Raw genomic sequence first — 24,885 nt, 5'->3', positions numbered from 1 at the left:
GACGAGCGCGCCTACACGCCTTTCGATCGTGAACCCGCGAGTCCATGTGCGCTACGGCGGCAGGAGGCAACCCGTGGTGTCGGCCGCCTGCCGGCGTGCTGCGGGGTGGCTGCGATGCGCCGGCCGCGAGGCGCACGTGCCGGTGCTCCAGGGCGAGCCGCCAGTGCTCGGGGTTGACCTTGGTGCCATCCAGGTGGACGGCGCGACCTTCGCGGACCACCCTCCCGGAGTCGGCGTCGCAGACGACGACCTTGCAGGACTGGGTGGAGGAGTCGACCCCCTCGACGAGGCGGGCGGCCATGTCAGCGGGCTCCGAGGATGTGCTCGACGGCGAGCTGATCCAACCGCTCGTAACCGAGGCCGCGTTCGGCTGCGCGGTCGGCGTCGAAGTCGTCCGCGGAGAGGTCTGCGTACGTCTCGCCCGGTGCGAGGGTGGGCACAGCGAGCCGGTCGAGGCCGGCCGCGGCCATGGCCTCGCGGACCTCCGCGTCGGCGCGGTACGCGCGGGCCCGTTCGCGCAGCAGCGGGGCGCAGCCGGGACCGTCATCGCGCGCATCCTCGCCGACCCCGGCGCGCTGGCCTGACGGGCGCGCCGGGGCCGGCCGCCCCGAGGCGCCAAGCGATCGATCCCCGCCGGGCGCTCGGCTCCAGGCGCGGGACTTGAGGACAGCAGCGGCTCTTGGATGCCACCGAACCGCGCGGCCGATCTTGTTTTCGACGCGAGCAGAGAATAGATTTCTGCGCCCGTCGAAAATCATGCGCAGCGTTCGTGGCCACCTGGTGGCCGAAGGGGTGGCCCCATGTCCAGCCAGTCGAGCAGCGGGTTCGGCAACCCGGTCGTCCCGGGGTTCCACCCGGACCCGAGCGTGTGCCGGGTCGGCGACGAGTACTTCCTCGCCACATCGTCGTTCTCGTACTTTCCCGGCGTGCCGGTCTTCCGGTCGACCGACCTGGTGTCCTGGACGCAGATCGGCAACGCGCTCGACCGCCCTTCGCAACTCGACCTCGGCGCGGCGGACTTCACCTCGCTGGGGGTCTTCGCTCCGACGCTGCGCCACCATGCCGGGCGGTTCTGGCTGATCACGACGGTCGTCGACATGAAGGGCATGCGGACCGTCTTCGTCACGGCCGAGGACCCGGCAGGCCCCTGGTCCGATCCGGTGCCCGTCGCGATCGACTCGATCGACCCGGACCTCGCCTGGGACGCGGACGGCACCTGCTGGGTCACCCATTCCGGCATCCGACAGTGCCGCATCGACGACTCCAGCGGCGAGATCCTCGAAGGCCCCTACGACCTGTGGCCGGGCACCGGTCTGCAACACCCCGAAGGCCCCCACCTGTTCGAACGAGACGGGTCCTGGTACCTGCTCGTCGCCGAAGGCGGCACCGGCCCCGGCCATGCGGTCTTGATCGCCCGCGGCCCGTCCCCCCGAGGGCCGTGGGAGCCGTGCCCGGCCAACCCGGTGTCCGCGTGTTCCTCCACCGCGATCAAGGCCCTCCGGTGCCGGTGTCCGTGATCAAGGCGCCTGGTTCAGGCGCTTGGCCAACCCGTCGAGGACCGTCTCCAAGTCGAAGAGGAACTGGGCTTCCGGGTCGAAACGGTCGGCGCGGGCCGCGCGCATGAGCGGTAGGTCGGCGTTCGGGTCCTTGAGTGCCTTGGCGACGGAGATCCGGTGGGGTTCCTGTCCGGCCTCGCGCATGACGAACACCGCGCGGGCGTTGACGTGGACGAGTTCGGCGATGAGCGTGACGCAGCGCTCCGCGTCGGCGGCGTCGAATCCGGCGCGCACCAGGACGCCGAGCAGTCGTTCGACTTGCGCGAGTTGCCGTTGCCCGGCGTCGCCTTCGAGGAGGATGTACTCGGCGAGCGCGGGTTCGGCCAGGAGCCGGCTGCGGATGCTGACCGCGAAGCCGGTGAGCCAGGCCCGCCAGTCCGTGTCGTCGGACGGCATCCATGCTTCGTCGAGTTCGTGCTCCAGGCGGGCGAGCGCGACCATCGCCACGAGTGCGTCCCGGTCGGCCACGTGGTGGTAGAGGGCGGGGCGGGCGACGCCGAGGTGTTCGGCGACGGCCCGCATGCTCAGCGGCCGCCCCGCGGTATCGATCGCCAGCGCGGCCTCGATGATCATGCTCCGGTCGATGCGGGCCGGACGTCCCGGCCCGCGCCCGCCGCTTGGCACCGCGCCTCCCTCGGTTTCGGCGGCCGTGGCCGCGCGGGGCAGCGCCCGCGCCTCCGGCCGGGAACGGCGTACGCACACGCGACCCTAGAAGTTGTTATCGACTGTGTCAATAACCCTTGCGAGCTGCAGGATCGGCGGCGCGAGAGGGCTTGGAAACTAATTCTTGACACTGTCGGTTATTGCTCCGATGCTGATGCCCTGCTCCGGCCCGCGAGCCCGCCTCCGGGTCACCGCGCCCCCCACCCGGTCCGCACGCAAGGAACATCCGATGCGCTCAAACCCGACGGACGCCGCCGACGTCCCCCTGATCGACGTGTTCTCCGCGGACGCCTACGAGAACGGCATCCCGCACGACGACTTCGCCGTGCTCCGCCGCGCCTCCCCCGTGCACAGGCATCCGGATCCGGAGCTGCCCGAGGGCTTCTGGGCGGTGACCCGGCACGCGGACGTCGTGACGGTCTCGCGCAACCCCGAGGTGTTCTCCTCGTACGAGCGCTTGTCGCTGCTCGGCGAGGCCGAGGGCGAACTGCTCGACACGCAGCGGCTGATGATGCTGAACATGGACCCGCCGGAGCACTCCCGGCTGCGGTCGCTGGTGAACCGCGGCTTCACGCCGCGGACCACGCACACGCTCGAAAGCACGATCGAGGCGGCGTGCGAGCGGATCGTCGCCGAGGCCGTGGAGCTCGGTGAGGGCGACTTCGTCGCCCTGTGCTCCGCCGAACTGCCGCTCGTGGTGATCGCCGACCTGATGGGCGTTCCCCAGGAGCACCGGCACCGGCTGTTCCACTGGTCGAACATGCTGGTCGGCGCGGACGACCCGGAACTCGGCCTCGACCCCGACGCCGGACTCGCGGCCCAGATGGAGATGTTCGAGTACGCCGACAAGCTGGGCGCCGAGAAGCGCGCCTGCCCGGTCGACGACATCGTGTCCAAGCTCGTGTGCCCCGACCGCGACGGCAACGAGCTGACCCCGCTCGAATTCGACCTGTTCTTCATGCTGCTCGCGGTCGCCGGCAACGAGACGACCCGCAACGCCATTTCCGGCGGCATGCTCGCCCTCACCCGGCACCCCGAGCAGTGGGAGCGGCTCAAGGCCGACCCGGAGGGCCTCGCGGCGACCGCCGCCGACGAGATCGTCCGCTGGGTGTCGCCCGTCAACGCCTTCCGCCGCACGGCGCTCCGGGACACCGAACTCGGCGGCACCCGGATCGCCGCGGGGGACAAGGTCGTCGTCTTCTACTCGTCCGCCAACTACGACGAGGACGTGTTCGCCGACCCGCGTTCCTTCGACATCGGCCGCGACCCGAACCCGATGCTCGGCTTCGGCGGCGGCGGCCCGCACTTCTGCCTCGGGCGCCATCTCGCGAAGCTCGAACTCGAAGTGATGTTCAGGACCCTCGCCCGGCATGCCGACCGGGTCGAACTCACCGGCCCCGCCCTGCGCATGCGGTCGAACTTCCTCAACGGGATCAAAGAGATGCCGGTGCGCATCGTCCCGGCCTGACCCGGTCCCGCGTGACCGCGGCCACCCGCGTCCGGCGTTCGCCGACCACCACGATTCCCCGCCTTCCGACGGTCCAGGAGCCCCCCATGACCAAGCCCGCTTCCAGACGCGCCCGCCGTCCCCTCCGCGCCGCGGCGGCCCTGTCCGCGGTCGCCGTGCTCGCCGCCGCGGGCTGCACCGTCGAGTCGAAGGACTCCGGCACCGCCGCTCCGGGCGCCGGCCCGGCGCAGAGCACGGCGGCTCCCGGTCTGACGTCCGACACGATCAAGCTCGGGATCGCCTATCCCGACCTGGACGCCGTGAAGGCCTTCGTCAACATCGACAACGGCAACTACGAAACCGCCTTCCGCGCGGTGGTGGACAACATCAACGCCGGCGGCGGGATCGGCGGCCGCAAGATCGAACCCGTCTTCGCCAAGGTGAACCTGCTGTCCCCGGCCGCCCAGCAGGAGACCTGCGTGAAGCTCACGCAGGACGCCAAGGTGTTCGCCGTCCTGTTCGCCATGCCGTACGACGCCACCTGCTACGTGCAGACCAACCGCACCGCGGCGATCGGCACGCCGCTGACCAAGGAGCAGTACGCCCAGGCCCAGGCCCCGGCGTTCGCCTACACCTCGGCCGAAGCCGCCGCGGAAGCCGTCCGCGCGCTGGCCGCGCACGGCGACTTCGCGGGCCGCAAGGTCGCGGTCGCCGCCATCACCACCGACCAGGCCCAGGTCGACCAGCAGGTCACCCCGGCGCTCCAGGTCGCCGGGATCACCCCGGTGGTCACCGGCTACATCCCCGCCAACGCGACCGACCCGGCGGCGTTCGCCCAGCAGACCAACGTGCTGTTCCAGAAGGCCCAGGCGTCCGGGGCGGACACCCTCCTGATCGTCGGCGGCGCCGCGCACAGCCTGCCCCAGGCACTGGAGAAGGCCTCCTGGCGGCCCCGCCTGATGTTCACCACCGTGCCGAGCAGCTATCTCGGCGCCAAGGGGCAGCACGACTTCTCGATCCTGAAGGACGCGGTCGCCGCCGAGCCCCTCACCACGTGGCAGGACGACCAGGAACTCATGTCCTGCGCTGCGGCCCTGGGCGTTGCCGACCCGAGCCTGAACCTCAAGCTGCTCGACCCGCGCACGGTGCCCGCGGGCCAGCCGAACCCCGGCGCCTCCCTCCAAATCGCCTGCCAGACCCTCACGTTGTTCAAGGCGATCGCCGGGCGCGCGGGCAAGGACCTGAACTACGCCTCGTTCCAGCAGGCCGGGCAGACGCTTGGCGGGCTCCACATACCCGGCTACCTCGACCCGGCGAACTACACCCCGCAGACCCCGAACGGGGCCATCCCCGTCGCGGTCGTGGGCTACGACCCCGCGGGGAACCGTTTCGGGCGCGCGACGAACTGACGCGGCCGCCTCCCCGTCCCAGGCCCGTCCCCCCGAACAGCGGCGGGCCGCACACCCCAGACAGACCGTCCAGGAGAACTCCCATGTCCCACCCCGCCGCCGACCGCGACGGTGCCGCCGCCATCGACTCCTCCGAACTGGGTAAGCTCGTCGCGCAGTTGACGCTCGACGAGAAGCTGCAACTGATCACCGGGGAAGACGTCTGGTCGATTCCGGCGATGCCGCGCATCGGCCTGCGCAAGATACGCCTGTCCGACGGCCCGGTCGGGGTCCGCGGCGTGACGGTCGACGAACGCGACAGTTCCGTCCTGGTGCCCAACCCGTCGGCGCTCGCGGCGGCCTGGGACCCGGAGGTGTCCCGGCAGGCGGGCGCCCTGCTCGGCGCCCAGGCCCGCGCGAAGGACATCCAGGTCCTGCTCGCGCCGACCGTCAACATGCACCGCACGCCGTTGGGCGGCCGGCACTTCGAGTGCTACTCCGAGGACCCGCTGCTGGCCGGCCGTACCGCCGTCGGCTACATCGAAGGCGTGCAGTCCATGGGAGTGGCCGCGACCGCGAAGCACTTCGTGGCCAACGACTGCGAGAACGACCGCATGACCTACGACGTCCAGGTCGACGAACGCACCCTGCGGGAACTCTACTTGGCCCCCTTCGAGGCCGCGGTGCACGACGCGCGCGTCTGGCTCGTGATGTCCGCGTACAACGGCGTCAACGGCGCCACCATGACGGAGAACTTCCGTCTCCAGAACGGCATCCTCAAGGACGAATGGGGCTTCGACGGCGTCGTGGTCTCCGACTGGATGGCCGTCCGGTCCACCGAACCCGCCGCCGTCGGCGGCACCGACCTCGCCATGCCCGGCCCCCTCCCGCAGTGGGCCGAGCCGCTCCGGGACGCGGTCCGCGAAGGCCGCGTCGACGAAGCCGTGCTCGACGACAAGGTCACCCGCATCCTGCGGCTCGCCGCCCGCGTCGGCGCCCTCGGCGACACCGAAGCACCGGAAGCCGCGCTGCCCGACGACGCGCCCGCCCGGATCCGCACCCTCGCCGCCCGCAGCATGGTGCTCCTGCAGAACCGCGGCGGCACCCTTCCCCTCGACCCGTCCGCCCCGCGCCGCGTCGCCGTCATCGGCCCCAACTCCCGGCGCCTGTCCGCGCAAGGCGGCGGCAGCGCACGCTGCTTCCCCGAGCATGTCGTCGAAATAGCGGACGGGGTGCGCGCCGCACTCGGACCGGACACCGAGACGACCGTCCGCGACGGCGCCTTCACCCACCGGCGGCTGCCCGGCCTCACCCGGCACAACTCCACCGACCCGATCACCGGTGAACCCGGTGTCGGCCTGGAGTTCCGCGGGCTCGACGGCACCCTGCTCGGCACCGAGAACCGGCTGGGCTCCTACATCGTCCTGTGGCCCGGCCTCTTCCCGGAAGGCACCGCGTCCATCACGGTGCGCACCCGGGTCGCCCCCGAAACGGACGGCGTGCACCTGCTCGACGTCCTCGGCGTCGGCACCTTCACCCTCGGCATCGACGGCGCCGAGCAGACGGTGGAGCTGGTCACGGAGACCGGCGACATCGTGGAGGGCCTCATGCGGCCCGCGCTGCGCCGGGTCGAGGTCCCGGCCCAGGCCGACGTGCCGGTCGAGCTGTCGCTCACCTACGCTCCCGACACCGAGGTCCTGGTCGCCGGGCTTGGCTTCGGCTGGGGCACGCCCCGGGCCGCCGACGACGACGAGATGCTTGCCGCGATCGCCGACGCGGCCGCCGCCGACGTCGCGATCGTCGTGGTCGGTACGACCGACGACATCGAGTCCGAAGGCTTCGACCGCGACACCCTCGCGCTGCCCGGCCGCAGCGACGAACTCGTCGCCGCCGTCGCCGCCGTCAACCCCAACACCATCGTGGTCGTCAACGCCGGATCGCCGGTGCTCATGCCGTGGCGCGACGACGTCGCGGCCGTGCTGTGGGCGTGGCTGCCGGGGCAGGAGGGCGGCGCCGCCGTCGCCGACGTGCTGTTCGGGCACGCGGAACCCGGAGGGCGCCTGCCGACGACGTTCCCCGCCGCCGAAGCGGACACGCCGATCCTGTCCACCGCCGCGGTCGACGGACGGCACGACTACGCGGAAGGCCCGCACATCGGGTACCGCCTGTGGGCACTCCGCGGCGCCCGGCCCGCCTATCCGTTCGGCCACGGTCTCGGCTACACCGACTGGGAATACGGCGACGTGCGGGTCGACGGCGACGCCGAACAGGGCCTCGTCGTCGAGGCGGCGCTCACCAACACCGGGGCCCGGTCCGGCCTCGAAGTCGTGCAGGTCTACCTCGAACCCGCCGACGGCACGCTCTTCGGCGAGCCGGAACCGTTGCGTCTCGTGGGGTACGCCGTCGCCAAGGCCGCCGCGGGAGAGACCGCGACGGTCCGGATCACGGTCGACCGGAAGACCCTGCGCCGCTGGGACACCGAGGTGGGCGGCTGGTCGGTGGAACCCGGCACGTACCGCGTCGCCGTCGGCCGCAGCGCCGGCGACGTGCGGCAGCGCGTCGACATCACCCTCTGAGCCGCCCCCATCCCGCACACATCCCCTGGAGAACGCATGAGGTTCGCAGCACGCCGTCCGCGGGCGTCCGGAGGGCCGCCCGCCGGCGGCCTCGACGCCGCGGAGGAACGCACGTCCGAAGTCGCGGGCTTGGCCGCCGGGCTCGTCGACGCCGAGGCGGAGCGGGCCCGCGAGGCCAAGGCCGACAGCGACGTGCTGTTCGCCGACGATTTGCTGCCGGGGGTGGGCGGCGAGCAGCTGACGTTGCGTCAAGGACTCGCCGCAGGTGGGTCGGCGACGTTCGTCACGCTGATGATGCTGGGCGCGTTCGACGAGTTGGAAAGTGCCGCGCTCGGGGTGCTGGCGCCGGACATCCGCGACTCGTTCGGGATGAGCGACGGGGCGATCGTGTTCCTGTCGGCGGCGTCGGGCGCGTTCCTGGTGCTGGGCGCGCTGCCGATGGGTTGGATGGCCGACCGGTTCCGGCGCGGCAAGGTCGCGGCCTTCGCCGGGCTCGCCTTCTCGGTGTTCGTGTTTTCCTGCGGGCTCGTCGCCAACGCGTTCCTGATGTTCCTGGCGCGGCTCGGGGTGGGCGTCGCGAAGTCGAGCACGCTCCCGGTCCACGGGTCGCTGACCGCGGACACGTACCCGATCGGGGTGCGCGGCCGCTTGGCGGCGACCAGCGGGATCGCCGGACGGCTGGCAGGCGTGCTGAGCCCGCTGGCCGTCGGCGGGATCGCGGCGCTGGCCGGCGGGGACGAGGGCTGGCGCTGGGCGTTCTTCGTGCTCGGCGTGCCCAGCGCAGTCATCGCCTTCTTCGCCTTCCGGCTGCCCGAGCCGCCGCGCGGACAGCACGAGATGAAGTCGGTGCTCGGCGAGGTGCTCGCGTCGGACAAGCCGATGCCGATCTCGGTGGAGGCGGCGTTCGCACGGCTCATGCGGATCCGCACCACCCGCACGGTGGTGATGGCGTTCGCCGCGATGGGGTTTGGCCTGTTCACCGGCCCGGTGCTGACGAACCTGTGGATGGAAGACCACTTCGGGCTCGGGACCTTCGAGCGCGGGGTGTACGGGACGATCGGCGGCATCGGTGTGCTGGCCGTGCTGCCGTTCGTCGGGCCGCGCTACGACCGGCTCTACCGGACGGATCCGGCGCGTGCGTTGCGCCTGGTCGGCTGGCTGATCCTGCCGGTCGCGGTGCTGCTGCCGATCCAGTGGGCGATGCCGAACGCGACCGCGTTCGTCGTCGTGCAGATGTTCCCGCTGATCCTGCTGTCCTCGGCCTTCGCGATGGTCGGCCCGGTCATGCAGTCCGTGACGCCCTACCGGCTGCGCGGACTCGGCGCGGCGCTGGCCGCGATCTACATCTTCTTCATCGGGGCCACGGGCGGCTCGCTGCTGTCCGCGCTGTTCCTGGACTCCTACGACGCGCGCGTCGCGGCGCTGCTGATCGGCGTCCCGTCCACACTCGTGGGTGCGCTGATGCTCATCCGGTCGGCGGCATTCATTCGCAACGACCTGTCCCTGGTGGTCGCCGAACTGCGCGAGGAACTGGAGGAGCACGGCCGTCAGGCGCAGGACCCGGACAGCATTCCCGTGCTCCAGGTGAACAACATCGACTTCGAATACGGCAACGTGCAGGTGCTGTTCGGGGTCGGGTTCGAGGTCGCGCGCGGCGAGTGCCTGGCGTTGCTGGGCACCAACGGCGCGGGCAAGTCGACGATCCTGAAGGCGATCTGCGGACTGGGGACACCGTCGCGCGGCGTGGTGCGGCTGAACGGCCGGACGATCACCTATGTCTCCCCCGAGCAGCGCGGCCGCTTCGGCATCCGGCTGCTGCCCGGCGGCAAGGGCGTGTTCCCCGGCATGACCGTGCGGGACAACCTGGAGATGGCAGCGTTCCAACTGCGCGACAAGGACGCCCGGTTCCGGGCCGATCGCCTGGCCTACGTCCTGGACGTGTTCCCTGATCTCGCCGCCCGGCAGAACCAGCGCGCCGGGTCGATGTCCGGCGGCCAGCAGCAGCAACTCGCCCTCGCCATGGTGCTCATGCACGACCCCGAGGTGCTGCTGATCGACGAACTCTCGCTCGGTTTGGCGCCGGTGGTGGTGCAGGACCTGCTGGCGATCGTCGAGCGGCTGAAGGCCGACGGCCTGACGATGGTCATCGTCGAGCAGTCCCTCAACGTCGCGCTGTCGATCGCCGACCGCGCGGTGTTCCTGGAGAAGGGCCAGGTCCGGTTCACCGGCGACGCCCGCGAACTCGCCGAACGCGACGACCTCGCCCGCGCGGTCTTCCTCGGCAAGGACGGGGGCTGACCGATGACCCTGACCCGCCAACTCGCCTTCGACGGCCTCGTCAACGGCCTCGTCATCGGGCTGCTCGCGATGGGCATCGTGCTCGTCCACCGCGCCACCCGCGTCATCAACTTCGCGGTCGCGAACATGGGCCTGGTCGGGTCCGCGCTGTTCGCGCTGCTCGACGTCCGCTACGGCGTCCCGTTCTGGATCGCCCTGGCGATCTCGCTCGTCGCCGGCACCGCGTTCGGCGCGGTGATCGACCTCGTCGTGGTTCGGCGGCTGTTCGCCGCGCCGCGCGTCATCCTGCTGGTCGCCACCATCGGCGTCGCGCAACTCGCGCTCGTGATGGTCATGGCCTATCCCGAAGTCGACGCGGCGCACACCTACCCGGTGTGGTCGAGCGGCACGTGGCATCCGGGCGGGGTCGACGTCACCGCGACCCAGCTCGCCGTGCTGGTCGTCGTCCCGCTCGCGGCCTTGGCCCTCGGCTGGTTCCTCGGCCGCACCACGCTCGGCAAGGCGGTGACCGCGTCCGCGGACAACCCGGACCTGGCGCGCCTCAACGGCATCAGCCCGAAGGCCGTGTCGACGGCGGTGTGGGCGATCGCCGGGCTGATCGCCACGGTCTGCCTGATCCTGATCTCCGCCCGGACCGGGTCCGTGAGTTCCCCGGCGGTCCTCGGGATGACCACGCTCATGCGCGCGCTCGCCGCCGCGGTGATCGCCCGCATGATGTCCTTCCGCACCGCACTCCTGGCCGGCGTCGGCCTCGGACTGCTGGAAGCCGTGATCCAGTTCAACTGGCTCGACCAGCCCGGCCTGACCGATGTGGTGGTCTTCGCCCTCGTGCTCGCCGCCGTGTTCGTCGCGGGCCGCGGCCGCGACACCGAGGCGTCCGCGTTCTCCTTCGCCCCGAAGGTCCGACCGATCCCGGAGCGGCTCCAGGGGCTGTGGTGGGTGCGGAACCTGGAGCGGTTCACGCTGCTGTTCCTCGGCCTGGTCGCCATCGTGGTGCCGCTGATCGTCACCCAGCCGTCCCGGCACCTGCTCTACACCGTCATCCTCGCGTACGCGATCTGCGCCGCGTCGGTCACCGTGCTCACCGGCTGGGCCGGCCAACTCTCGCTCGGCCAAATGGCGTTCGCGGGCATCGGCGCGCTCACCGCGGCGGCCCTGAGCCGCGGACTGCGCCTGGACATCGGCGGCGGCAAGGTCCTGGTCGTCGACCGCCTGACCTTCCCCACCGCGGTGGCGGCCGCCGCGCTGCTCCCCGCGGCGATCGCGGCGGTGATCGGCATCGGCGCCCTGCGCGTGCGCGGACTGCTGCTCGCGGTGACCACCGTCGCGTTCGCCGTGGCGTGCGAGCAGTGGGTGTACACGCAGGACGTCTTCCACGACAGCCCGACCCGGACCACCGCCACGTTCCGCCGCACCGACGTGTTCGGCATCGACGTCACGTCGCAAAGGTCCTACTACTACGTGGTGCTGGTCGCCCTTGCGCTCGTGCTGGCCGTCACCGGGCGGCTTCGCCGGACGGGTGTCGGGCGCACCACCATCGGCGTCCGGGACAACCCGGCGACCGCGGCCGCCTACACCGTGCAGCCGACCCGGGTGAAACTGCGCGCCTTCGCGCTCGCGGGTGGGATCGCCGGGCTCGGCGGCGGACTGCTCGCGGGGGCCCTGCAGACCGTGCCGTACAGCGACGCGTACTTCCGCAGCGAGGACTCCCTCATGCTGGTGTCCGTCGTCGTCATCGGCGGCCTCGGCGCCACCTCCGGGCCGGTACTGGGCTCGCTGTGGGTGATCGGCCTCCCGGCCTTCTTCCCCGGCAACTCGATCGTGCCGCTCCTGGCCTCCAGCGTGGGCCTGCTGCTCCTGCTGCTCTACTTCCCCGGCGGACTCGTGCAGATCGGCTACAGCGCCCGCGACGCGCTGCTGGCATGGGCCGACGCCCGGCTGGGCCCGGACGTGCCCAAGACCGCCACCACGCTCCCCAAGGCGCCCGCGCGCGCCGGCGACCGGGCACCGCTGCCCGACGGGAAGCCGGTGCTGGCGACGTCGGATGTGCGGGTGCGGTTCGGCGGCGTGACCGCGGTCGACGGCGTTTCGATCGAGGTCCGGCCGAACGAGATCGTCGGACTGATCGGCACCAACGGGGCGGGCAAGTCCACCCTGATGAACGCCATCGGTGGCTTCGTCCCGGCCACCGGCCGGATCGAGCTGCTGGGCCGGGACATCTCCGGCGCCGCCCCGGCCAAGCGGGCCGCGCTCGGACTCGGCCGGACCTTCCAAGCGGCCGCGCTCTTCCCGGAGCTGACCGTGGCCGAGACCGTGCAGATCGCCTTGGAGGCGCGCGGCCGCAGCGGACTGCTGTCCTCGGCGCTGTGGCTGCCGAAGTCGGTGAAGGGCGAGCGCGCGAAGAAGGCGGAGGCGCACGACCTGATCGACTTCCTCGGTCTCGGGCGCTACGCGGGTGCGTTCATCGGCGACTTGTCCACCGGCACCCGGCGCATCGTCGAACTCGCCGGGCTTCTCGCGCTCGACGCCCGGTTGCTCTGCCTCGACGAGCCCACGGCCGGTGTCGCCCAACGCGAAACGGAGGCGTTCGGCCCGCTGATCCTGGAGATCCGCCGGGAACTGGGCGCGTCGCTCCTGGTCATCGAGCACGACATGCCGCTCATCATGGGCATCAGCGACCGCGTCTACTGCCTGGAGACCGGACTCGTCATCGCCGAAGGCGAACCGGGCGCCGTGCGCAACAACCCCAAGGTCGTCGCCAGCTACCTCGGCACCGACGAACGCGCCATCAACCGAAGCGGGGACGACCCCGCGACGTCACCCGCCACACGCGTGCCGGCCGGGGACGGCGCTTAGCGCCGCGGACACCGTAAGCCGGTGCGCGGGGCTGCCGGGGAACCGCGCACCACCTCTTGGCCCGGGCCGCCCTCCGGCCCGGGCCAAGTCGCTCCGCAACCGAGCGGGGACGAGGGAGATGCGACAAGCGAGCGTGGGCGAGGCAATGCAACTGGACTTCGTGATTCTGGGGCTGTTGGCGCTGCGCCGGTTCTCCGGCTACGACCTGGGCAAATGGATGGACGGTCCGCTGCGCCCGCTCGGCTACCGGGTACAGCTGCCGCAGATCTACCGCCGTCTCGGAATGCTTGCCGAACGCGGATGGATCGAATTCGACGTCGACCCGCGCGCAGGCGGCCAGGACGCCAAGGTCTACCGGATGACCGAGGCCGGCCGCGACGCACTGTGGACGTGGGCCAAGTCGCCCTACGAGCCGTCGCCGCGCCCCGCCGACCCGGACTTCATGATCCGGTTCGTCTTCGCTGGACAGCTCGACCGCCGCATCGCCATCGCACTGACCCGCAGCGAACTACGGCACCGGGAGAAGCACGCCGCTGCGGGTGGCGCCTTCGACCACATCCTGATTCCGGAGGCTCAACCGCGCGACTTGGACCCGCATTGGGCACGGGAGATCCGTCTGCTGTCCCACGAACGCAGCTTCGCGGCGACCGCCGCATACATTTCCTGGCTGAAGCTCACCCTGAACAGGTTGGAGCGCAGTCCGCCGGGCTGAGTCCGCGGTAGGCCGACACGACGCAGAGTCGGGTGGTTCCGAGCTTCGACACCGGCATCGGCCGTCCCGGCAGCGACGACACCGGCGAGCCGATCCGCCGGACCCGCCCGGCATGACGAGGGCCTTGTTTTCCGCGACCGCGGAGAATAGATTCCTGCGCCCGCAGACAAATCGCATGCACGTGCGCCCCGCAGAGTCGCGCTCCACCGACGCTGCCGCTCCACCTGCCTCCGCCCCGCCAGGCCAAGGAGTTACCCGTGCCTCTTGCCCCAAAGATTGCCGCTCGTCGTCGTGGTGCCATCGCGCGGAGCTGGGTTGCCGTGGTCATGACGGTAACCCTCGCTGCCGCGGCGGCCGGCTGCACCGTCGAGGACAAGGCAAGCCAAACGGCGACCGGCGGCGGGCCCGGAACGGGTGCGGCCGCGGTGGCGCCCGGCGTGACCGCCGACGCGGTGAAGGTGGGTATCGCGTATCCGGACATGGAGAGCGTGAAGGCGTTCGTGAACATCGACCTCGGCGACTACGAGGCGGCGTACCAGGCCCTGATCGACAAGGTCAACGCGGCGGGCGGGATCAACGGCCGCCGCATCGTCCCGGTGTTCGGCAAGATCAGCGTCGTCTCGCCCGCGGCGGCGCAGGAGGCCTGCGTCAAGCTCACCCAGGACGAGAAGGTCTTCGCGGTGCTCGGCAACTTCGTCATGCCGAACCAGACGAACTGCTACACGGAGACCTACAAGACCGCCCTGGTCGCCGCACCGCAGCCGAAAGAGGCCTACGCCAAGGCCCAGGCACCGTGGTTCGCCGAGAACAGCGGCGACGACCAGTTCGCGGACGCGGTCCGCATCCTCCTCGACCGGGGCGTGTACGCGGGCAAGAAGCTCGCCGTCATCGGCGACGTCCAATCCCAGGCGACCGTCGAGAACAGCGTCCTGCCTCTCCTCCGCAACGCCGGCGCCACGCCGGTGGCGACGGGCTACCTCCCCGCGGTCGGACTCGACGCGGCGGCACTCGCCCAACAGTCCGGCGTCATGGTGCAGAAGGCCCGCGCGGCGGGCGCCGACACCGTCCTCCTGGCCGGCAGCGCGGGACAGACCATGCCCGCCGTGATCGAGAAGACCGACTGGCGGCCCCGCATGACCTTCGTCGGCATCCCCTACGGATACCTGCTGGACAAGGGCAAGCACGACTACTCCGTCCTCGACGGCGCGCAGACCGCGAGCGCCACCCTGGACTGGGACCACGACCCCGCGATGCAGGAGTGCATCGCCACCATGGAAGCCGCCCACCCCGACCTCACGGGCAAACTCGTCGACCCCAACACCGTCCCGTCCGGACAACCGAACCCCAGCGCGTCGCTGTGGACCGCCTGCATCAACGTCACGCTCTTCAAAGCCATCGCCGAGAAAGCCGGCCGCACCCTCGACTACCGCACCTTCCAAGAATCCGGCTTCGGGCTCGGCAGCTTCCACATCCCCAGCTACGCCGAGAACGCCACCTACAGCCGCGACAGCACCAGCGGCTCGATCCCGCTGCACCCGATGACCTACGACCCGGCGGCGAACCGCTTCGTGCCCTCGACGCAGTAGCGGCCGCACCGCGGCACCGCGGCCGCCGGGGGGTCGCGGTGCCGCACCGGTGTGAGCCTCCGTCGCGTCTCGCGCACGCGGGGGCTCACACCTGGCCGGCGCCCGGCATCCGCGCTCTGCCGCCGGTGCACACAAGATCTGCTCCGACGCCTGACCGGTAGGCTGTGCGGCAGGCAGACCGCTGCCGGAATGCGGTACGGCCCCGAGGAGACGGCGGATGAGCGAGGTCAAGCGGCGACCGGGACGGCCGCCCCTCATCAGCCGCCGCAAGATCATCGACGCGGCGCTCGAACTCGACGCCGCCGGACACGTGTTGAGCATGCAGGCCGTCGCCGACCGGCTCGGCGTACCCCGCGGCACGCTCTACCACCACGTCGCCGACCGCGAGGAGATGGTCGCGCTCGTCGCCGTCGCACGCCTTGAAGAGGCCTTCGACGAGTCCTGGATGCCCGCTCCCGACGCCGACTGGCGCACCTGGGCCTCCGCCTTCGCCCAGGTGATGCGGGACGCGCTCGTCGCCCACGGGACGCCCGTCGACCATGTGCTCCTGGAAGGCGTCGCCGGGCAGCGCCAGCTCGCCCAGGTCGAGCGCGTCCTGGAAGCCATGGTGCGCGACGGCTTCACCGCTACGTCCGCCGTGCGTGCCCTCGGCGTCGTTGCTGAGCTTGTCTCCGCCAATGCCCGCGCCGTGTTCGTCCAGCGGGCACAGCAGGCCCACGGTACGGAGACGCACAAGGCGTTCACGGCCATGATCCGCGGCCAGAGCGACTATCCCACGCCCTTGCTGGCGGCCGGTGTTCCCGACGAACAACCGGACCAGGAGGAGCAGTTCGCGACGCTACTCAAGGTAGCCCTCGAGGGAATCGCCGCGGTCTTCCTCGCTGAGCCCCCCACCGCCTGACCGGCGCTCTCCGTCAGGGCTCGATGGCCGGCCGGCCGGCTTCCCGAAGAAGCTGGGCGATAGCCGCCGCCGGGCCCGGCCGTTCGGAGTGGGCGAGGAATGCCCCGCCTTGTGTCGCGGCCGGAGGGATGGTGCCGTGGACGCCGAGGAGTTCGGCCAGTGCTGCGGCCGCGGTGGCCAGGCCGGCTCGGGCGGTCGGTGAGACGCCGATCATGCCCAGCGAGCCGTGCACCAGGCCTTCGATGTCGCGGTGGACCACGCGTACCCCGGAATCGGCGACCTTGCGCCCGTAGGCGACGGCCTCGTCGTGCAGCGGGTCGAACTCGACGGTGACCAGCAGCATCGGCGGGACCGCTGCGAGGTCCTTGCCGTGTAAGGGGGAGATGCGCGGGTCGGTGCGGTCCGTACCGGGAGCGAGGTACCGCCTCGCGGCGGTCTCGATGTCGGCGGTCTCGAAGAGGTAGCCGCGTTCGTAGGCTCGCCGCGAAGGGAAGTCGTCGGTGGCCGCGCTGAGGTCGGTGGCCGGACAGACGAGCATCTGGGCGGCGAGCGGCACGTCGTGCCCGGTGGTGTTCTGGCCGAGGACCGCGGCGAACGTGGCGCCCGCACTTTCGCCTCCCACGGCGATGCGTGCGGCGTCGCCGCCGAGGAGGCCGATGTTCGCCGGGATCCACCGCAGGACGGCGCCGCAGTCGTCGAGGCCGGCGGGGAAGAGGTGTTCGGGGGCGAGCCGGTAGTCGACGGAGACGACCACCACTCCGGCGCCTTCGCACAGGGCGCGGGATTCGACGTCGGCGGTCTTGAGACTGCCGGACGACCAGCTGCCGCCATGCATCCACATCAGCGTCGGCACCGGGCCGGGCTCCGCCTGGACAGGCCGGTAGATCCGGATGCCGACCGGGCCGCCCGGCCCGGACACGGACGCATCCTGGACCGAGGCCACCGTGCCGCGCTGCTCCACGGGCGTCAGGAAGTCCACCGAGGCGTCGTGCAGTTCACGGCCCTGCTCGATCGGCATGGCATCGGATTCCCGCAACTCCGCCGGCAGGTCGCGCAGCATGCTGAGGAACTCGGCGATCTCGGGAGCGAGCGGCATGGCGGAGAGTCCTTTCTCGTGGACGCCCGGGTCGGGGTCGGCGGCAGCTCACCTGCGAGCGGAGAACCGTTCCACATGCGGGCGCAGCACTTCCACCCACGCCGCGTAGCCCGCACCGCCGAGGTGGAGCTTGTCGCGGGTGTACTCGGCACGCAGGGCGCCTTCCCTGTCCGCCAGTGCCGGCCACAGATCGATGTACTCGGCTCCGGCGCCTGCGGCGATGTCCCGGTTGACGGTGTTGAGCTGCCGGATGCGGTCGGCGAACTTCGTCTGCCTGGGCATGACGCTCTGGATGAACAGCTCCGTCTCGGGGGCACGTTCGCGGATCAGCGCGACCAGTCCGCGCATCTCGTCGGCCACCCGCTCCACGCGGTAGCCCAGACCGAGATCGTTGGTCCCTACCAGCAGGAACACGGCGGCGGGATTGTCGATCGCCGTGTCGATCCGGGCCCGCAGGTCCTCGATGGTGTTCCCGCCGATGCCCCGGTTGATCAACGCGGTGGTCGGGAACCACTCGTCCCAGAGGCCGCCTTCGGTGATGCTGTCGCCGAAGAAGACCACACGTCCGGTGGCCGGCGGGAGTTGGGCGAACTGGCTCGCCCGCATGTGCATCGACGTCCTCAGCATGTAGCGGCGGCCCAGCTTATATACGAGGTTCACGGCCGGTCCTTCAGTTCGGTGCGGGTGCCGCCGGTGATGTCGCGGGCCAGGGCTCCCAGCCAGCGCGCGGACGGCTTCGGGGTACGGGCGAAAGTCGTGTGGTCGACGGCGATGAGGCCGAACGTCGGGATGTACGAGCCCCATTCGTAGTTGTCGAGGGCCGACCAGTGCAGGTAGCCGCGCACGTCGCAGCCGTCCTGGATGGCGTCGGCGAGTGCGGACAGCGCGCCGGTGGTGTAGGCAATGCGGCGATCGTCGTCCGTCGTCGCAATGCCGTTCTCGGTGACCAGCATGGGGACGTCAGGACCGACCACGGCAGCGGTGTGCCGTACGGCATGGCCGATCGCCTCGGGGTAGAACTCCCAGCCGGTGAGCGTGCGCTCGGCGTCCTCCGGCACGGGCAGCGGACCGTCGGGCCCGATACGGGTCCGGGTGTAGGCCTGGACGCCGACCCAGTCGTCTCCGCGGGCGGCTTCGAGGAGCACGTCCTCACGCGGGTACGAGGTCGCGGTGGCGACGTCCTCGCCCCGGGTTCCGCCTGGTAAACCTGGTTGGCGACGGTCCAGCCCACCCGGTAGCGGGGATTGGCCCGCTTCAACGCCGTGGCGGCAGCCTTGTGCGCACGGATCAACGCGTCGGTCGTCTCGCGGTCGGGTTCGACGGCCGCCGGGTTGATCTCGGTCAGGGCCTCCGGCGCCAGGCTCAGGAAGGCGGCGGTCAGGGCCGGCATGTTGGGCTCGTTGATGGTGGCCACGTACTCGACGTCGTCGCCCAGCACCTCCACGGCCGTTTCCACGTACCGGACGAACGACTCCACGGCGCCGGCCGCCGTCCAGCCGCCGCGCGCTGCCAACCAGCGCGGGCTCGTGAAGTGGTGCAGCGTGACCACCGGGGTCAGGCCGCGTTCGACGGCACCGCGCACCATGGCCCGGTAATGCGCTATCGCCGCACGGGAGACAAGGCCCTCCTCCGGCTCGATACGCGCCCATTCGATGCTGAAGCGGTAGGCGTTGAAGCCGAGTTCCCGCAGCAGGTCCATGTCCTCGGGCCAGCGGTGGAAGCTGTCGACCGCGTCCCCGCTCGGCTCGCGCAGGTGGCCGCCGAGCGCGCCGGAGCCGGCCAGGCGTTCCAAGCCCCACCAGTCGGCGGAGACGTTGTTGCCTTCCGTCTGGTGGGCGGAGGTGGATGCCCCCATGAGGAAGCCCGCAGGCCACCGGCCGCCCTCGGCGAGCATGGGCGCTGCGCCGGCGTTCGAGCCTTCCGGGCCGATGGTGTCCGTCATGTGCGTTGTCCGTTCACGGGGTGGTCGCGAGGCGCTCGGAGAGACTTCCCGACCAGGGCCGGGTAATAGTCTGCGGGGGCAGAAATCTATTATCGGCGCCCGCAGAAAACAAGATCTCCAGTGATCGGGCCAACCCGGCGAGCTGAGCGGTCGCCGGACCGGAGAGTGGCGAGAGCCGCCGGCGACAGGCGGCGTCCCGGACGGTGACAGAGGCGCCGAATCGCGCTGGACGCGGACCGCGCTCCGGGTCCGGCCCTCGGCCGTGCAGCGCACGATCAGCGTCGCCGGTTCGTCGGGTCGCCCGGGTGGGCGCGCCGGCCCCGACGCAGCGCCCAGGCGGCGGTCCCACTGCGGCTCGCATTCGACGCGACGACCACGTCGTCGTGCAGCGGCCACCCTCGTTACACAGCCCTCGCCGCCACCTGCCCCGTCCGCGTCAGCGGCGATCTGAGCGTCCGGGCCGCCCGTCCGCCACACGCGCGAATCCCGCCATGGCGGGGCCGGAAGCACGTCGTGGACGAGGCGAGGGCCCGCCGGGGGCCCTTATGCCTCGGGCAACCGCAGCTCGGAACCGCCGACAATTTTGGAGATAGGGATCGGACACATAATTGCCCCACGAACTTCGGTTTGTGGGCAGCATCGATCGGCACCCGTGCTTGGCCTCGGCCGAGGCGGGTGTTCGTCGTTTCCGAGGTCTGGGTCTGGCGGCCGCCTCCTTGCGGTTCGGGGTGGGTGTCGGTCGCGCTCTGACCGGGTGTCCGAGACCGGTCGGCGCTGTGGGTTCTATCGGCCGATGGCGATCCTCTCCTTCTTGTCGGTGTCGGCGGTCACAGTGCGACCGACCTGGTTGTAGATCAGTCCGATGCCGTCAGAGCGGAGACGGGCGAGTGCGCCCGCCGGGTCAGGTGCCGCGTCCTCTCCGGTGCACATCAGATGGAGCGCCGGCAGGCGGGCGAGGACTCGGTCCTCGCGCACATACGCGTTCGGCGTCCGGCTCGGGTCCCGAGGCATGGCGCTGGAGTGTCCGTGGCGGCAGCGGTACGCGGCGCGGCCGTTCGACCAACACGATTCCATCCGCCGTCGGCAGTGCCCGCAGCGCAGGAGTCCGGCGAGTTGGTAGGTGTGCTCGGGTGCGGTCTTGTCGGGGTGGATGCTCTGTGCGGCGACGAAGTCCGCCTCGCTGACCAGTGCCGGGTGGGCTTGCTTTGCGGAGATGACCCACTCGTCCGGGGTGTTGCGTCGTTGGACGTCGCGGTGCCCGAGGGTGGTGTTGTCCGGGTCAAGCAGTTCGTGGTCGGTGCGTTGCCGGTTCCAGACCTGGCGTCCGGTGTAGCGGGGGTTGCTCAGCACCGAGTGCACCGAAGTGAGCGTCCACGCCTCTGCCGGCAGAGTAGAACTTACCCCTGGGATTTACGGCGCATCACACTAGCTGCTGCGGGACTTGACGTTGTTGACATCGGTGAGCAGCCGGCTGTCCTGGCCATACGGCCAGCGCCGGCCGCCGCAGATGGTGACAGTCACCGTGTGGATGCGGGAGCCGCCGCCCCTACGTCGTTCACGCGTGCAGCGACGTCGGCGGGGGCGGCGGCGATGACGTTGTCGAGCGCGAACCGGGAGATTTCCAGGTCGGTGATGGCCTTGGTGATCCGCGCGCGTTCCTTGAACAGGTCGGCGAGAAGGTCGGAGCAGGTCGGCACCAGGCGCTCGTCCTCGTCGCGCAGGCAGGGCAGGATCGTGGCGATGGTGGCGGTGTTCAGACCGGCGGCGAGCAGGCTCCGGATGCGGCGCACGGTGTCTACGTCCGCCTCGTTGTATTCGCGGTAGCCACTGGGGCGGCGCTCCGGCTGGAGCAGGTGCTGCTCCTCGTAGTAGCGCAGCAGTCGTTCGTGTACGCCGGTTCTGCGGGACAGCTCACCGATCCGCATGTGTTCCTCCTGGGGGATGCTGTGGCGGTGGCAACGCCGCTTGACTCTCACATCGATGTGAGACTCTAGCGTCCCGGCATGAGTAAAAGCTTCGCCTCGCTCGCCGCCTTGTGTGCGAGCACCTTCGTTGTCGGAACGTCGGAGTACCTGGTCGCAGGTCTGCTACCCGAGGTGGGTTCGGATCTTCAGGTGTCGGAAGGTACTGCCGGGCAGGCGGTGACCGCCTACGCGCTCGGAGTGGTACTCGGCGGTCCCGTGGTGACCATGGCGACCGCTCGGCTGCCGCGCAAGGGACTGGCGCTCGGTCTGATGCTGCTGTTCGCCGCAGGCAGCGCGCTCAGCGCCATGGCCTCATCCTTCGAAATGCTGCTGGCAGGGCGGCTGATCTCCTCGCTCAGCCACGCCGCGTTCGTGGCACTGGCGCTGGTGATGGCCACAAGCTTGGTGCCCGAGCACAAGACCGGTTCGGCGATTGCCGTCGTGGCCTCCGGGTTCACCGTGGCCACCTTGCTCGGAGTGCCCTTGGGCTCGCTGCTGGGGCATGCCGCCGGCTGGCGCGCCCCGTTTGCGGTGCTCACCGCGCTCACCTTGGCCGCCGTCGCGTTGCTGGCGCTGGCCCTGCCCAAACAGCAGGCGCCGGCTTCGAGGTTGCGTGACGAGTTGCGCGTGGTGACCCGCAAACCGGTGCTGCTGGCCATCGCCACCACCGCGGTCGGCTTCTCGGGCGTCGCCGTCGTGTTCACCTACATCGCGCCACTGCTCACCCGCCTCGCCGGCTTCTCCCCGGCCGCTGTCTCCGCCCTCCTGCTGGCCTACGGCGCCGGCAGCTTCCTGGGCAACCTGGCTGCCGGCAAGCTGACCGACAAGTCCCTGTCCGCCACCGTGCGCGGCGTGTTCGGCGGTCTGACCGGCGTGTTGGTGGCCATGCCGTTCGCTGTTGCCTGGCAGCCCACCGCCGTCCTTGCCGTCCTCGTCCTCGGCCTGTTCGCCACCGCCACCATCGCCCCGCTGCAGGGCCTGATCCTGCGCCACGCCGGGGCAGCACCGGCCCTGGCGGCCTCCGTCAACGTCGGGGCGTTCAACCTCGGCGCCGCAGTCGGCTCCGCTCTCGGCGGGCTCCTCATGGCCGCGGGCGCGCTGCGCTGGACCGGGCTGGCAGGTGCCGTGCTGAGCCTGACCGGTCTGGCCCTGACCTATCTGATTCTGCCCCGCACCCGTACTGCGTCGCGTACCGGCAACGCCGCCGTCTCTACGGTCGCTTGAACATCCACCCTCCCCGGAAGGTCCTCTCCCGACCATGCATGCTGTACAGATCGACCGCCACGGCGGCCCCGACGCCCTGACCGTCCGCGAGATCGCTGTACCCGCCCTCGCCGACGGCGAAGTCCTCATCCGCACTACAGCCAGCAGTCTCAACCCGGTGGACTGGAAGACCCGCGCCTGGCAGGTCGGCCCGCCGTTGCCGGCCACGCTCGGCTGGGACCTGGCCGGCCGTATCGTCGCCAGCACCGACCCTGCCCACGAAGTAGGCCAGCCGGTGGTCGCCATGTCCGCGCAGATCGCCACCGGCCGCGGTACGTGGGCCGAGCACGTGGCCCTGCCCGGCCACTTGGTCACCGCTGCGCCGACCACGGTGCCGTTGGCCGACGCGGCGGCTTTGCCCCTGGCCGGGGTGACCGCCCTGCAGGCCCTGCGCAACGCCGAGTTGACCCCCGGCGAGCGCATCCTGGTCATCGGCGCGGCCGGGGCGGTCGGCGGCCTGGCCGTCCAACTCGCCCGCCAAACCGGTGCTCAGGTTGATGCTCTGGTCTCCCGCCCCGGACACGAACATGCCGCCCGGGAACTCGGTGCCCAGGAGGTCTGGCACCGCCGCGACGACCTGCCCTACGGCCGTTATCGGGTAATCCTCGACACGGCCGGCATCGACGCAGCCGCCGCCCTCGCCCCCGGCGGACGCTACGTCTCCATCGCCGACCGCCCCCTGCCCGACGTACCGGGCGCCCGCAAGAGCTACGTCCAGGAGAACGCCACCGACCTCGCGCAACTCGCCAAGCTCGTCGACACCAACGAACTCCACCTACGGATCGCCGGCCGCTACCCCTACACCGACATCCGTGCCGCCCACGAACGCTTCGAAGCCGGCGGCCTACTCGGCAAGATCCTCATCACCTTCTGAAGAGCATCCCGCCCCCGCGCCCGTCCTCCGCAGTCACTGCCGGAAGACTCCCCTTCTCACACGCCAACGCCCCGGCTGTCCGTCGAAGGACGCCGTTGCCTCATCGGACGCTGCGAGAACCGCCCGATGCCCATGTGGCTGCCGAGATGGGAATCTCGCGGGCCTGCGCCTCCAAGTGGGGCAACCGCTACCGTCACAACGGTGCACTCGGCCTGATGGACCGGCCGTCAACACCTCGACACCAGCCGACCGCGACGGGTTCAGCCGACTCGCCTACACCGAGGCACTCTCCGACCAGAAGGCCGTAACCGCCGTCTTGTTCATGCACAGAGCTCGCGTGGTTCGCAGCCCACGGCATACACCGCATCGAAATGATCGTCACAGACAACGGCGCCTGCTACCGGGCCGACGCCTTCGCCCATGCACTAGCAAGAGCATCATCAGCGACCTCGAACACGCACGCCGCTCACCCACACCCCGCATCGCCCGAGCCCTGGACAAAGCCCTCGGCGCGCACGGCAAGCTGGTCTCCCTGGCCGAAGCCGGGCGGCACGCACCCGACGGCAGCCCCGCCGCCGCGGCGTCCGACGGCCTCTTGGCGGAATAGGACGACGTGTGCCGCAGAGAATTTCTCCAATGCACCGGCGCCTCCTTGGCCGCCGGCCGCGCCGCTGCGACAGCCGCGACCTCGCGGACGCCCACGCCGAACTGCGGGCAGCCCACGGACGCCTGGACAACCTCCGCGGAGCACCCGCCCTCTACACCCAAGCCCTCGAGCACCACCACCGGCAGATCACCGCCGGGCACGCCGCCGCAGCCACCACCGCCGAACGCCGACGGATCTCCGTCCTGCCCGCCGACACCGGAGGCTTCGTCGGATTCCTCACCTACGACCTCGGCAGCACACACGACGCCGCGGCGCTACAAGTCCAACGGCGCGCGTCGATCTGCTCACCTTCGTCGCCAATGACGGGCGAACTGTCGTGTGGCTGGGTCGTACCATAAGCGACAGCGTGGCCTAGGTGGTCGTGATTCCGTACTTGGACCTTGAGGACGTCGGCGAAGCTCACATCTTGAGCCGACCACTTGATGGACGCACCACCGCCCCGCCCCCAGGAGGCCGCCCACATGTCCGTTGAAGCCGAACAACTCGTACTGCGGCCGGCCGGCCCTGCGGATGCGGAGGCGGTTGCCGACATCTGGTACCGCGGATGGTGCGACGGGCACCTAGGGAACGTCCCCGACGCGCTGGTCGCGGTGCGGACGCAGGCGTCGTTCGTGGACCGCGCCGCGCGGCGCGTCGGCGATACCACCGTTGCCGTGGTCGACGGCGACGTGGCGGGATTCGTCATGGTGGTCGGCGACGAGGTCGAGCAGGTGTACATGTCCGCGCGGCACCGAGGCAGCGGAGTGGCGGTGGTGCTGCTCCGGGAAGCGGAGCGCCTCGTTGTGGCGGGCGGCCATCGGCAGGCATGGCTGGCCGTGGTGCCTGGGAACGCGCGGGCGCGCCGGTTCTACGCCCGTAACGGCTGGACGGACGAAGGCCTGTTCGAACACGCTGCACCGAGCGACGAAGGCGATGTGTCCGTGCCCGCACATCGGTACGTGAAGGAACTCGCCACCGAGGAGTCTCCGGAATCCAAGCGGTGACAGGGGCCACGGATGTAGTCGTCAAGACCGGTGGATCGAGTGGGATGTCGCCTCGCGCTGCGCCACGGTGGCGTCGACGGTGAAGCTTCGTGTCTCCGTAGGCCGTGGCCGCC

The 24,885-nt window shown here is 70.8% G+C and carries 18 protein-coding genes and 3 pseudogenes; 14 read left to right on the top strand and 7 right to left on the bottom strand.

Annotation, left to right across the window (positions count from 1 at the left end):
• Positions 1-302: 302 nt before the first annotated feature.
• Positions 303-524: pseudogene (locus ACPA54_RS03095) on the bottom strand (xylose isomerase); the annotation flags it as partial.
• A gap of 276 nt (positions 525-800) precedes the next feature.
• Here ACPA54_RS03095 and ACPA54_RS03090 point away from each other — a divergent pair.
• Complete coding sequence (locus ACPA54_RS03090) at positions 801-1,517, top strand: glycoside hydrolase family 43 protein (RefSeq protein WP_423526478.1); 717 nt, start codon at positions 801-803, stop codon at positions 1,515-1,517.
• Here the strand turns inward: ACPA54_RS03090 and ACPA54_RS03085 are convergent, their stop codons facing one another.
• Positions 1,518-2,129, bottom strand: a complete 612-nt coding sequence (locus ACPA54_RS03085) for a TetR/AcrR family transcriptional regulator C-terminal domain-containing protein (protein ID WP_423526477.1) — start codon at positions 2,127-2,129, stop codon at positions 1,518-1,520.
• A gap of 319 nt (positions 2,130-2,448) precedes the next feature.
• Between ACPA54_RS03085 and ACPA54_RS03080 the strand changes: the two genes are divergently transcribed.
• The 8 genes from ACPA54_RS03080 to ACPA54_RS03045 all read left to right on the top strand — a co-directional run bounded on the left by ACPA54_RS03080 (position 2,449) and on the right by ACPA54_RS03045 (position 15,983).
• On the top strand, positions 2,449-3,687 hold the full coding sequence (locus tag ACPA54_RS03080; RefSeq protein ID WP_423526475.1) for a cytochrome P450: 1,239 nt from the start codon (positions 2,449-2,451) through the stop codon (positions 3,685-3,687).
• Between the two features lie 86 nt (positions 3,688-3,773).
• On the top strand, positions 3,774-5,075 hold the full coding sequence (locus ACPA54_RS03075; RefSeq protein ID WP_423526473.1) for an ABC transporter substrate-binding protein: 1,302 nt from the start codon (positions 3,774-3,776) through the stop codon (positions 5,073-5,075).
• A gap of 83 nt (positions 5,076-5,158) precedes the next feature.
• Complete coding sequence (locus ACPA54_RS03070) at positions 5,159-7,630, top strand: beta-glucosidase (RefSeq protein WP_423526471.1); 2,472 nt, start codon at positions 5,159-5,161, stop codon at positions 7,628-7,630.
• Between the two features lie 36 nt (positions 7,631-7,666).
• Positions 7,667-9,928 carry an ATP-binding protein gene (locus tag ACPA54_RS03065; RefSeq protein ID WP_423526469.1) on the top strand — a complete coding sequence of 754 codons (2,262 nt, stop codon included), beginning with the start codon at positions 7,667-7,669 and terminating at the stop codon, positions 9,926-9,928.
• Between the two features lie 3 nt (positions 9,929-9,931).
• The gene (locus tag ACPA54_RS03060; protein WP_423526467.1) at positions 9,932-12,784 is read left to right on the top strand and encodes an ABC transporter permease subunit; all 2,853 of its coding nucleotides are present in this window, start codon (positions 9,932-9,934) and stop codon (positions 12,782-12,784) included.
• A gap of 118 nt (positions 12,785-12,902) precedes the next feature.
• Positions 12,903-13,496, top strand: coding sequence for a PadR family transcriptional regulator (locus ACPA54_RS03055; RefSeq protein ID WP_423526465.1), 594 nt, complete (start codon positions 12,903-12,905; stop codon positions 13,494-13,496).
• A gap of 326 nt (positions 13,497-13,822) precedes the next feature.
• Positions 13,823-15,082: an ABC transporter substrate-binding protein gene (locus ACPA54_RS03050; protein WP_423526464.1), complete on the top strand. Its 1,260-nt coding sequence runs from the start codon at positions 13,823-13,825 to the stop codon at positions 15,080-15,082.
• Between the two features lie 217 nt (positions 15,083-15,299).
• On the top strand, positions 15,300-15,983 hold the full coding sequence (locus tag ACPA54_RS03045; protein ID WP_423526462.1) for a TetR/AcrR family transcriptional regulator: 684 nt from the start codon (positions 15,300-15,302) through the stop codon (positions 15,981-15,983).
• A gap of 13 nt (positions 15,984-15,996) precedes the next feature.
• On the opposite strand, the gene ACPA54_RS03040 is transcribed toward ACPA54_RS03045, so the two are convergent.
• The 5 genes and pseudogenes from ACPA54_RS03040 to ACPA54_RS03020 form a co-directional block, all read right to left on the bottom strand.
• Positions 15,997-17,079: an alpha/beta hydrolase gene (locus tag ACPA54_RS03040; RefSeq protein WP_423526460.1), complete on the bottom strand. Its 1,083-nt coding sequence runs from the start codon at positions 17,077-17,079 to the stop codon at positions 15,997-15,999.
• Positions 17,080-17,127: 48 nt separating this feature from the next.
• Positions 17,128-17,739, bottom strand: coding sequence for a GDSL-type esterase/lipase family protein (locus ACPA54_RS03035; RefSeq protein ID WP_423526458.1), 612 nt, complete (start codon positions 17,737-17,739; stop codon positions 17,128-17,130).
• Positions 17,736-18,973 (bottom strand): annotated as a pseudogene (locus ACPA54_RS03030) (glycoside hydrolase family 1 protein). The gene ACPA54_RS03035 and the pseudogene ACPA54_RS03030 overlap by 4 nt, the downstream one beginning before the upstream one ends.
• Before the next feature lie 831 nt (positions 18,974-19,804).
• Positions 19,805-20,371: a recombinase family protein gene (locus tag ACPA54_RS03025; RefSeq protein ID WP_423526456.1), complete on the bottom strand. Its 567-nt coding sequence runs from the start codon at positions 20,369-20,371 to the stop codon at positions 19,805-19,807.
• Positions 20,372-20,538: 167 nt separating this feature from the next.
• Complete coding sequence (locus ACPA54_RS03020) at positions 20,539-20,946, bottom strand: MerR family transcriptional regulator (RefSeq protein WP_423526454.1); 408 nt, start codon at positions 20,944-20,946, stop codon at positions 20,539-20,541.
• A 78-nt stretch (positions 20,947-21,024) separates the two neighbouring features.
• On the opposite strand from ACPA54_RS03020, the gene ACPA54_RS03015 reads away from it, so the two are divergent.
• The 5 genes and pseudogenes from ACPA54_RS03015 (at position 21,025) to ACPA54_RS02995 (ending at position 24,772) form a co-directional block, all read left to right on the top strand.
• Positions 21,025-22,209 (top strand): MFS transporter, encoded by a 1,185-nt coding sequence (locus tag ACPA54_RS03015; RefSeq protein WP_423526452.1) that lies wholly within the window; start codon positions 21,025-21,027, stop codon positions 22,207-22,209.
• Positions 22,210-22,243: 34 nt separating this feature from the next.
• Entirely contained in the window at positions 22,244-23,122 is an 879-nt protein-coding gene (locus ACPA54_RS03010; RefSeq protein WP_423526450.1) for an NADP-dependent oxidoreductase, read from the top strand.
• A gap of 253 nt (positions 23,123-23,375) precedes the next feature.
• Positions 23,376-23,583: pseudogene (locus ACPA54_RS03005) on the top strand (IS481 family transposase); the annotation flags it as partial.
• A gap of 175 nt (positions 23,584-23,758) precedes the next feature.
• On the top strand, positions 23,759-24,127 hold the full coding sequence (locus ACPA54_RS03000; RefSeq protein WP_423526891.1) for a hypothetical protein: 369 nt from the start codon (positions 23,759-23,761) through the stop codon (positions 24,125-24,127).
• A gap of 123 nt (positions 24,128-24,250) precedes the next feature.
• Positions 24,251-24,772, top strand: a complete 522-nt coding sequence (locus ACPA54_RS02995; RefSeq protein WP_423526449.1) for a GNAT family N-acetyltransferase — start codon at positions 24,251-24,253, stop codon at positions 24,770-24,772.
• The last annotated feature ends 113 nt before the right edge of the window (positions 24,773-24,885 follow it).

It is taken from the genome of Uniformispora flossi, from assembly GCF_049534875.1.
Taxonomy (GTDB): domain Bacteria; phylum Actinomycetota; class Actinomycetes; order Streptomycetales; family Streptomycetaceae; genus Yinghuangia; species Yinghuangia aomiensis.
This window is presented reverse-complemented; position numbering and strand designations above follow the sequence as displayed.

Excerpts from the sequence above, each read along its gene's own strand:
- ACPA54_RS03090 (WP_423526478.1), top strand. The coding sequence starts at position 801 with ATGTCCAGCCAGTCGAGCAGCGGGTTCGGCAACCCGGTCGTCCCGGGG.
- ACPA54_RS03085 (WP_423526477.1), bottom strand. The coding sequence starts at position 2,129 with ATGATCATCGAGGCCGCGCTGGCGATCGATACCGCGGGGCGGCCGCTG.
- ACPA54_RS03080 (WP_423526475.1), top strand. The coding sequence starts at position 2,449 with ATGCGCTCAAACCCGACGGACGCCGCCGACGTCCCCCTGATCGACGTG.
- ACPA54_RS03075 (WP_423526473.1), top strand. The coding sequence starts at position 3,774 with ATGACCAAGCCCGCTTCCAGACGCGCCCGCCGTCCCCTCCGCGCCGCG.
- ACPA54_RS03070 (WP_423526471.1), top strand. The coding sequence starts at position 5,159 with ATGTCCCACCCCGCCGCCGACCGCGACGGTGCCGCCGCCATCGACTCC.
- ACPA54_RS03065 (WP_423526469.1), top strand. The coding sequence starts at position 7,667 with ATGAGGTTCGCAGCACGCCGTCCGCGGGCGTCCGGAGGGCCGCCCGCC.
- ACPA54_RS03060 (WP_423526467.1), top strand. The coding sequence starts at position 9,932 with ATGACCCTGACCCGCCAACTCGCCTTCGACGGCCTCGTCAACGGCCTC.
- ACPA54_RS03055 (WP_423526465.1), top strand. The coding sequence starts at position 12,903 with ATGCGACAAGCGAGCGTGGGCGAGGCAATGCAACTGGACTTCGTGATT.
- ACPA54_RS03050 (WP_423526464.1), top strand. The coding sequence starts at position 13,823 with ATGACGGTAACCCTCGCTGCCGCGGCGGCCGGCTGCACCGTCGAGGAC.
- ACPA54_RS03045 (WP_423526462.1), top strand. The coding sequence starts at position 15,300 with ATGAGCGAGGTCAAGCGGCGACCGGGACGGCCGCCCCTCATCAGCCGC.
- ACPA54_RS03040 (WP_423526460.1), bottom strand. The coding sequence starts at position 17,079 with ATGCCGCTCGCTCCCGAGATCGCCGAGTTCCTCAGCATGCTGCGCGAC.
- ACPA54_RS03020 (WP_423526454.1), bottom strand. The coding sequence starts at position 20,946 with ATGCGGATCGGTGAGCTGTCCCGCAGAACCGGCGTACACGAACGACTG.
- ACPA54_RS03015 (WP_423526452.1), top strand. The coding sequence starts at position 21,025 with ATGAGTAAAAGCTTCGCCTCGCTCGCCGCCTTGTGTGCGAGCACCTTC.
- ACPA54_RS03010 (WP_423526450.1), top strand. The coding sequence starts at position 22,244 with ATGCATGCTGTACAGATCGACCGCCACGGCGGCCCCGACGCCCTGACC.
- ACPA54_RS03000 (WP_423526891.1), top strand. The coding sequence starts at position 23,759 with ATGCACCGGCGCCTCCTTGGCCGCCGGCCGCGCCGCTGCGACAGCCGC.
- ACPA54_RS02995 (WP_423526449.1), top strand. The coding sequence starts at position 24,251 with ATGTCCGTTGAAGCCGAACAACTCGTACTGCGGCCGGCCGGCCCTGCG.